The organism is Pseudomonas sp. MF06569 (assembly GCF_059862735.1).
The window spans coordinates 60,537-67,388 of record NZ_JCBCUZ010000028.1 but is presented as its reverse complement, the minus strand read 5'-3'; the positions used below and the strand labels follow the sequence as shown (position 1 = coordinate 67,388).

At 55.4% G+C, this 6,852-nt stretch carries 9 protein-coding genes and 1 pseudogene; 5 read left to right on the top strand and 5 right to left on the bottom strand.

All coding sequences use genetic code 11. The features are described 5' to 3' along the window. Positions 1-350: 350 nt before the first annotated feature. Positions 351-1,347: pseudogene (locus tag AC19YQ_RS20850) on the top strand (IS630 family transposase). A 4-nt stretch (positions 1,348-1,351) separates the two neighbouring features. On the opposite strand, the gene AC19YQ_RS20845 reads toward AC19YQ_RS20850, so the two are convergent. Next, complete coding sequence (locus tag AC19YQ_RS20845; RefSeq protein WP_500595842.1) at positions 1,352-1,780, bottom strand: hypothetical protein; 429 nt, start codon at positions 1,778-1,780, stop codon at positions 1,352-1,354. 98 nt (positions 1,781-1,878) lie between these two features. Here AC19YQ_RS20845 and AC19YQ_RS20840 point away from each other — a divergent pair, with 98 nt between their 5' ends. Beyond that, the gene (locus AC19YQ_RS20840) at positions 1,879-2,913 is read left to right on the top strand and encodes an IS30 family transposase (RefSeq protein WP_500595841.1); all 1,035 of its coding nucleotides are present in this window, start codon (positions 1,879-1,881) and stop codon (positions 2,911-2,913) included. A gap of 98 nt (positions 2,914-3,011) precedes the next feature. Here the strand turns inward: AC19YQ_RS20840 and AC19YQ_RS20835 are convergent, their stop codons facing one another. The 4 genes from AC19YQ_RS20835 to AC19YQ_RS20820 all read right to left on the bottom strand — a co-directional run bounded on the left by AC19YQ_RS20835 (position 3,012) and on the right by AC19YQ_RS20820 (position 4,680). Then, entirely contained in the window at positions 3,012-3,377 is a 366-nt protein-coding gene (locus AC19YQ_RS20835; protein WP_500595840.1) for a type II toxin-antitoxin system RelE/ParE family toxin, read from the bottom strand. Continuing rightward, on the bottom strand, positions 3,378-3,638 hold the full coding sequence (locus AC19YQ_RS20830; RefSeq protein ID WP_500595844.1) for a type II toxin-antitoxin system prevent-host-death family antitoxin: 261 nt from the start codon (positions 3,636-3,638) through the stop codon (positions 3,378-3,380). Between the two features lie 338 nt (positions 3,639-3,976). Then, positions 3,977-4,234 carry a hypothetical protein gene (locus AC19YQ_RS20825; protein WP_500595838.1) on the bottom strand — a complete coding sequence of 86 codons (258 nt, stop codon included), beginning with the start codon at positions 4,232-4,234 and terminating at the stop codon, positions 3,977-3,979. Then, on the bottom strand, positions 4,231-4,680 hold the full coding sequence (locus AC19YQ_RS20820) for a hypothetical protein (protein ID WP_500595837.1): 450 nt from the start codon (positions 4,678-4,680) through the stop codon (positions 4,231-4,233). Before AC19YQ_RS20820 ends, AC19YQ_RS20825 begins: the two co-directional genes overlap by 4 nt. Positions 4,681-5,117: 437 nt before the next feature. On the opposite strand from AC19YQ_RS20820, the gene AC19YQ_RS20815 reads away from it, so the two are divergent. The 3 genes from AC19YQ_RS20815 to AC19YQ_RS20805 all read left to right on the top strand — a co-directional run bounded on the left by AC19YQ_RS20815 (position 5,118) and on the right by AC19YQ_RS20805 (position 6,812). Next, on the top strand, positions 5,118-5,498 hold the full coding sequence (locus AC19YQ_RS20815; RefSeq protein ID WP_500595836.1) for a hypothetical protein: 381 nt from the start codon (positions 5,118-5,120) through the stop codon (positions 5,496-5,498). A 127-nt stretch (positions 5,499-5,625) separates the two neighbouring features. Next, complete coding sequence (locus AC19YQ_RS20810) at positions 5,626-5,847, top strand: AbrB/MazE/SpoVT family DNA-binding domain-containing protein (protein WP_500595835.1); 222 nt, start codon at positions 5,626-5,628, stop codon at positions 5,845-5,847. Beyond that, positions 5,844-6,812 (top strand): tyrosine-type recombinase/integrase, encoded by a 969-nt coding sequence (locus AC19YQ_RS20805; protein WP_500595834.1) that lies wholly within the window; start codon positions 5,844-5,846, stop codon positions 6,810-6,812. The genes AC19YQ_RS20810 and AC19YQ_RS20805 overlap by 4 nt, the downstream gene beginning before the upstream one ends. The last annotated feature ends 40 nt before the right edge of the window (positions 6,813-6,852 follow it).

Genomic DNA, 6,852 nt, shown 5'->3' with positions numbered 1-6,852 from the left:
TGCTAAATGCTAAATGCTAAATGCTAAATGCTAAATGCTAAATGCTAAATGCTAAATGCTAAATGCTAAATGCTAAAAGCACATGGTCCAATTCATATTCAATGACGCTTAACGTGCTTGAGTGCTCGTATGCGTTGTAAAAAACGAGCTTTTCGGGGGGGGGGCGGCACCGATCGTCGCCGCAATGTCACCCGGCCAGTGCTGATGATCGGGCGCAGAGGAAGGTTTTCGTTCTCGGGCGAAATTTGTCGCCAGGCAAGGAGCCGCTAGTGTCCTGAGCGGTTAGTTCGATTATCGAAAAACATGTCGATATACTGACCAGACTTCGACCTCACTGAGCAGTAGTGCGCATGGCCAAACCCGCCGCCCCATTCGTTTTAACGCCATCTGACCAAGCCACACTACAAGGCTGGTCGCGGATGGGCTCGCTGGCACAACGTCTCGGGCAGCGGGCCAGAATTCTGCTGTTATTGGCGGATGGATTAACGCCCAAAGACGTCAGCCATCAGCTCCAGGTCTCAGCGCCGGTGGTGTTCAAATGGCGAAAGCGCTATCTGGAGGCGGGTCTTGAGGGCTTGAACGACCTGCCTCGAAGTGGCCAGCCTCGCAAGCTCAGCACTCAAAAAATGAAGGAGATTCTTACCCTGACCACCCAGTGCGTGCCTCGTGAGGCGACGCATTGGAGTGTGCGCTTGATGGCCAAATATGCCGCCGTTACGGCTTGGCAAGTGCGACAAGTTTGGGCCGCTTCCGACCTTAAACCCCATCGTGCTGTCGGTTGATGAGAAAACCCAGATCCAGGCACTGGATCGCACACAACCGATGTTGCCGCTACGCCCTGGTCAGATCGAGCGACGCACGCATGATTACAAACGCCATGGCACCGCCAGTCTGTATACCGCTTTTGACATCCTGACCGGCCAAGTTATCGGGCGGATAACCCAACGCCATCGGGCCAAAGAGTTTCTGGCCTTCCTGCGACAGATAGACCGCGCGACGCCCGCAGAGCTTGACCTGCATGTGATTCTGGACAATAGCTCGACGCACAAAACACCTGCCATCAAGCAATGGCTGGAGAAGCACCCGCGTTTCAAGCTGCACTTCACGCCGACCAGTGCTTCGTGGCTGAACGCCGTGGAAGGCTGGTTCGCGCAGCTGGAAAGGCGAGCACTGTATCGGGGTGTTTTCACCAGCGTGGCCGAACTGAAAGCGGCTATTCGTCAATTTATCGAGGCCCACAATGACCTTTCGGCGAAGCCCTTCAAGTGGAACAAGACGGCTGAATCCATCATTAGCTCTGTGAACAAAGCAAAGCTGGGAGCGATAAAAAATAAGTTATTGAATTAACCGCTCAGGACACTAGCTTGGCGCCGCCGGCAACTGGACGGGAGAACTCGGGAGCAGCGGTATCAAGTACCCAAAGACGCCCTTGTCCATCAGCAATGACACTTTGAACGCTTAAGAATCGCTCGGAAGGATGGGGATAGTCTTGGCGGTTAATCTGAGCATTTGGATAAGGTACCGACTTGCCGTTTCGCCACTCAGCGACTGTGTACGGAACTTCGTCGCCCCAGCGAGGAAAATTAACAAAAATCCGACCAGTTTCGCTGACCGTTACCCCGGTTGGCATTGCTCCGTGGAAAGTCGCCACAGGCTCGATCACGCCTATAGATCGAGCTGCTGGTAAAGGCGATGTCTCCTTGGTCTCAGCACTGAACGCCGAATGAGAGATCAGCGTAATAAGAGACAGTGCCATATACATTCTGGATGGCTTATGCATTTAAAAATCCTTGGCTGATAGGTATTTCCATGCGATTAATAACGGGCGGCCGCGAAAACTGAGTGCAACACCTGACCTTTCCGATACGGTGCTGCCCCATGTCCTATCACGAACTCAGCGTCGAAGAACGCGCCGCCATTCAAATCGGTCATGTCCAGGGCCTCAGCCAGCGTCGGATTGCTCGGCTGATCGAGCGATATCCCTCGACCATCAGCCGGGAGTTGCGCCGCAATCGAGAGGGCTGTGGTCGTTACTCGGCCCGTGCGGCCCAGCAACAGATGCAAGCTCGCCGCCAAACCTGTCGACCGATGCGAAAGCTGTTACCGGTGAGCGAACGCTTCGAGTTGGTGGCCTATATGCTGCGCGAGCGTTTGTCTCCCGAGCAGATTGCCGGCAAGCTACGCAGCATGAACATTCCCAGCCTTAGAGATGCCTACGTCTGCCGCGAGACGATCTATAACGCGATCTATGCTCTGCCGGTCGGCGAACTGCGCAAGGAACTGATCATCTGTCTGCGCCAAGGCAAAACGGCCCGCCGGCCACGCTCAGGCGGCGTGGATCGGCGCGGCCAGATCCCCGAGATGGTCAGCATCCATGTGCGCCCGCCGGAGATTGAAGACCGGCTGATGCCGGAGCATTGGGAAGGTGACTTGATCAAGGGCAAGGGCAAGGCCAACGCCTCGCCCATAGGCACGTTGGTGGAACGCACCAGTGGCTACCTGATGCTGGTGAAGATGAATGACGCAACGGCAACCTCGGCGATGGAGGGCTTCAGCGCCGCGCTCAATAGCATGCCGCTGGCGATGCGCAGGAGCATGACCTACGATCAGGGCCGAGAGATGGCGCGACATGCCGAGATCACCCAGAACACCGGAGTGGCGATTTACTTCTGCGACCCGCACAGCCCTTGGCAGCGCGGCAGTAATGAAAATATCAACGGGCTGATCCGCCAGTACCTACCCAAAGGGATGGACTTGTCGGGGCACAGCCAAGAGCAGTTGGATGCCATTGCCTTGCAACTGAATATGCGCCCACGTAAACGCTTCGATTTCAAATGTCCGATCGAAGTGATGAGTGAGGTGATGCAAAAGGCTATCGCGATGCGGCACGATACTCCCACTTCAATTCAATAACCGTGTTGCACTCAGCTCCTGCAACCGCCGTTGTACGCACCTCCTTAAACTTGCGATGCAGTTTGAAGGGGGCAGGGAGGGTTGACCCACTATCAGTGCTACTCGGGGCGGAGTGGTAGCAGCAAACAGTTACGGACAAGCGCATCTTCAACGCTCTGTTTCTCACCCAGTACCAGGTGAACAACAACACGCAACTCGTCTTCCATGATTTCGTAGATGAACCGAAACCTGTCAGTGTTGAGCTCACGGTAATTCAGGACGCCTAATTCACTGGCTTGAGGGCAAACTTTATAGCCCTTCGGATTGGTTGCGAGCTTTTGCGCAGCAACGTCAATCGTACTGAGTACGCGTGTAAGCGCAGAGTCGGTGCCTTGATAGATGGCCAGATGTTCAATCTGGTCTTCGACGCTTAGTTCAGCGGTGTGGGTGAAATCTACTGTGTAACTGTCCGATAGTGACGTCATTTAAGCCTCCATATCAGGCTTGGTAAACCTCCTGCTCAGGCGTGCTTTCAGTTCATCAGTCGAACAGTGTTTGTCTTGGGCATAATCGCGGGAACTGATTGCGAGTAATTTCACAAGGGCAATTGCTTCATCGCGACGTTTACGCTCTGCGTAAGACTCCACAACGTAGGCAGGTACACCGTTTTGCGTGACAACCATTGGTTCATCTAGAGGCAGGTCGGATGCGTATTTTTTCAAAAAGCTAACTGTTTCAACTCTCACAGTCGAAATCTCCTTGGCATGCGGGTTTACTTCCCCAGTGCCACTTCCGGGATCAGGGCCTAATATGGCCCGAAGCGGTGATGATACATGCAATGCAGCCCACAAAAAGACCTTTTTTAGTCTTGGCTGATTTTGAGTCTCATTTGAAAATTCGGATGCATAGCTACACAGTAATGGCGTGATAGCAGTTTCCCCCATTTGAGCTGCTGAGCGAGGATTTCAAAATCTATCCCTTCACCGAAGGCACATAGTGGTCTTGAGGAAACGAAGAAGTAAGGTCAGCCAGCGCGCACACGCGCCCGGTTGAGCCCTAGGGTGGCGAAGCCGCCAGGGCTGATTTATCCGGGCCTTGCGCCCGTAGGGGAGCCGAAGGCTCCCACGTCGACCACTGCTTTGCTCTCGACCATCAGCCATTCTTGCAGCTCGCCGAACTGGCGACCCTTCATACGCTCGATCTCGGCGACAGTGTCAGAAGCCCCCGCGTTGATCGTCTCGATGGCGAAGCGTAGCGCGTCCATCCGTGGCGACAACAACTGATCGGGTACAGTCGTCTTGCCGGTGTTACCGCTGAAATTCACTACGGCGATTTTGCTCATGGGCGTCTCCTTCTGCTTGGGCTCGCACTCTCGTAGCGAGCCAGTTCTGAGGCGTTCACATCATCCCCAGGGTTCATGATCTTGCTCAATTCGGTCGGCGCCATAGGCGCCGGTGGATCCTGACTTTCCGGCTTTGTATCGTACGATATAACTTCCGGCTTTTCGGTAGGTGCCTCTAGCACTACCGCCGCTGACTGCGAACTCGGCTCATTTGCCGGTGCTTCGCCCGTTCCGGCCTTGACCGACTTGCGATACCGATACAGGTAACTTTTCAGCGTCTCCATGCTGATCTCGATCCCCTGCTCCTTGAGCACATTCAGGATCGCTTGGCGTCTCACTCCGGCCTTCAATTGCTGCTCGATAATCGGCATCACCTGGCGTATTTGTGCCGCCTTGGTTTCCGGTTCAACTGCCTGCAATGCAGTCGCTAGGTCTCGCTTTGCCATATTGCACCCTATATGCACCCTTATTGCTCTCTCGTTGCACCCTACTTGCACCCTGCATGTAGTCAAGCTGAACCCTATCTGCACCCGTTGTGCAGCCTTAAAGCACCCACTTTGCACCCTACTTGCACCCTACTTGCACCCTCTCCTACGGTCTTCGACCTAAATGATGGATACGCCCTTAACAAGCGCATAATTTTTGATCCTTAACAGGATCAAAATCTCAATACACATCACGCACCTCCCTCGCGGGAGGTAAGCCCAGCATATACAGTGCTTTAGTGGGTTTTGCCTGAATTTACATGTGATACACATGTATTACAGATAGGCAATATGGGCTATGTTTTACTAGTGATTTGTGTATTACGTTTGTTATACATGAACTCGAAGACCTGCCCCCCCCATTTCAAGGGGGATTTTGACCGCCATGAGGGGGCAATGTGGGGAAGACCGTACCGATACGTTTGAACGATGAGCAGCTGGCAAGAGTCGAGGAATCGGCTGCTTTAGCAGGCTACAAACACCTGTCCACCTACATGCGTGATCGTCTGCTTGAGCCGTCCAAAGTGGACAGCCGCCAGGGCGGAATCGACCAGTGGGCAGACCAACAACGCATCTTGAGTTTGCTCGAATCACTCGACCAGGCGCAGGCCACTAACCGAACCATTCTGACCATCGTGGTCTACCTGTTGCGACAGAACAGCACGCAAGGAAAGCTCAACGAGCTGCGCGGCGAACTGTCCGCATTGGGGAGCAGCGAGGAAGCATTAGCCGCTCTGTTGCCCGAATTGGCTAAGGACATTGAGCGTCTATCAGGATAGGACTAATGCACAAACAAGAAGTCGATAGCGCAACATTGACGGCGGGAACAGTTTGGGATGTTTTTGAAAGGCCACCCACTCACGATAAAATACGTTATCGTGAGTTTTTCAAGATAAGCAACCACCCATGACCCGCTTCCAGGTCACCATCGAAGAGTGGGACGGCGACGGCGCCATTCGCCTCCCGGATGAAGCCTTGCAGGAGCTCGGCGTCAACGTCGGCGACAGCCTGTACATCGTCGAAGCCGACCCAGTGACTCAAACCCTGGTGTTGTCGAAAACGCCCAAACAGCGCGAACGGCTCGATCACCTGGTAGAGCAAGCCCCCCCACACAGGATACAAAAATGAGTGAGCCCAATACCGGTATCGTCACGATCATGGACGAGCGCCGCCTGACCGCGGCCCAATTCCAAAACCTGACCGCAGTACCCGTCGCCGTCGAATGGTTCGCCAACCTGAACAACCCCCGCACCCGCCGCGCCTACCAAAGCGACCTCGAGGACTTCTGTCAGTTTGTCGGCCTAAACACCCCCGAACAGTTTCGCGAAGTCACCCGCGCCCACGTCCTCGCCTGGCGCCGCCAGCTCGAACAACGCGGCCTGTCCGGAGCCACTCAGCGGCGCAAACTCGCCGCGCTCAGCAGCCTGTTCGACTATTTGCTGGACCGCAACGCAGTTGCCGGAGGCAACCCGGTGCACGGCGTTAAACGGCCAAAACTGGAAACCTCAGAGGGAAAAACCCCCGCACTGGCCGATCACCAGGCTAAAGCCCTGCTCGAAGCACCCGATCCAAGCTCATTGAAAGGCCAGCGCGACCGCGCACTCTTAGCGGTCCTGCTGTATCACGGCCTGCGCCGCGAAGAAGCCGCCCAACTCAAAATCAGCGATATCAAGGAGCGACGCGGCATCAAACACCTGCAGATCCACGGCAAGGGCGGCAAGCTGCGTTACGTCCCCCTGCATCCGGTGGCCGCAGAACGCTTGTACTCCTACCTCGAGACCTCAGGGCATCACCTGGAACACGCCAACGCACCGTTGTTTCAACCGCTGCGCGGACCGAAAACAGGAAGCGGGATTTCTGCAGAAGGCATTTATAACCTCGTAGGGCAGTACGCCAAGGCCGCCGGGATCGCCGTCGCAGGCTTAGGCGTGCACGGGTTGCGCGCCACCGCCGCCACCAATGCCCTCGAACACGCCGCCGACATCGCCAAGGTCCAAGCCTGGCTCGGTCATGCCAACATCAGCACCACCAAGCTCTACGACCGCCGCGACTCACGCCCCGAGGACTCTCCCACCTTCAAGGTGCATTACTGAGGTAACCGCCCGCTCGACTCAGAACGCAACCCGCCTTGCA

Bases quoted from the DNA above. Each gene is read 5' to 3' on its own strand.
- AC19YQ_RS20845 (WP_500595842.1), bottom strand. From the start codon at position 1,780: ATGCATAAGCCATCCAGAATGTATATGGCACTGTCTCTTATTACGCTG.
- AC19YQ_RS20840 (WP_500595841.1), top strand. From the start codon at position 1,879: ATGTCCTATCACGAACTCAGCGTCGAAGAACGCGCCGCCATTCAAATC.
- AC19YQ_RS20835 (WP_500595840.1), bottom strand. From the start codon at position 3,377: ATGACGTCACTATCGGACAGTTACACAGTAGATTTCACCCACACCGCT.
- AC19YQ_RS20825 (WP_500595838.1), bottom strand. From the start codon at position 4,234: ATGAGCAAAATCGCCGTAGTGAATTTCAGCGGTAACACCGGCAAGACG.
- AC19YQ_RS20820 (WP_500595837.1), bottom strand. From the start codon at position 4,680: ATGGCAAAGCGAGACCTAGCGACTGCATTGCAGGCAGTTGAACCGGAA.
- AC19YQ_RS20810 (WP_500595835.1), top strand. From the start codon at position 5,626: ATGACCCGCTTCCAGGTCACCATCGAAGAGTGGGACGGCGACGGCGCC.
- AC19YQ_RS20805 (WP_500595834.1), top strand. From the start codon at position 5,844: ATGAGTGAGCCCAATACCGGTATCGTCACGATCATGGACGAGCGCCGC.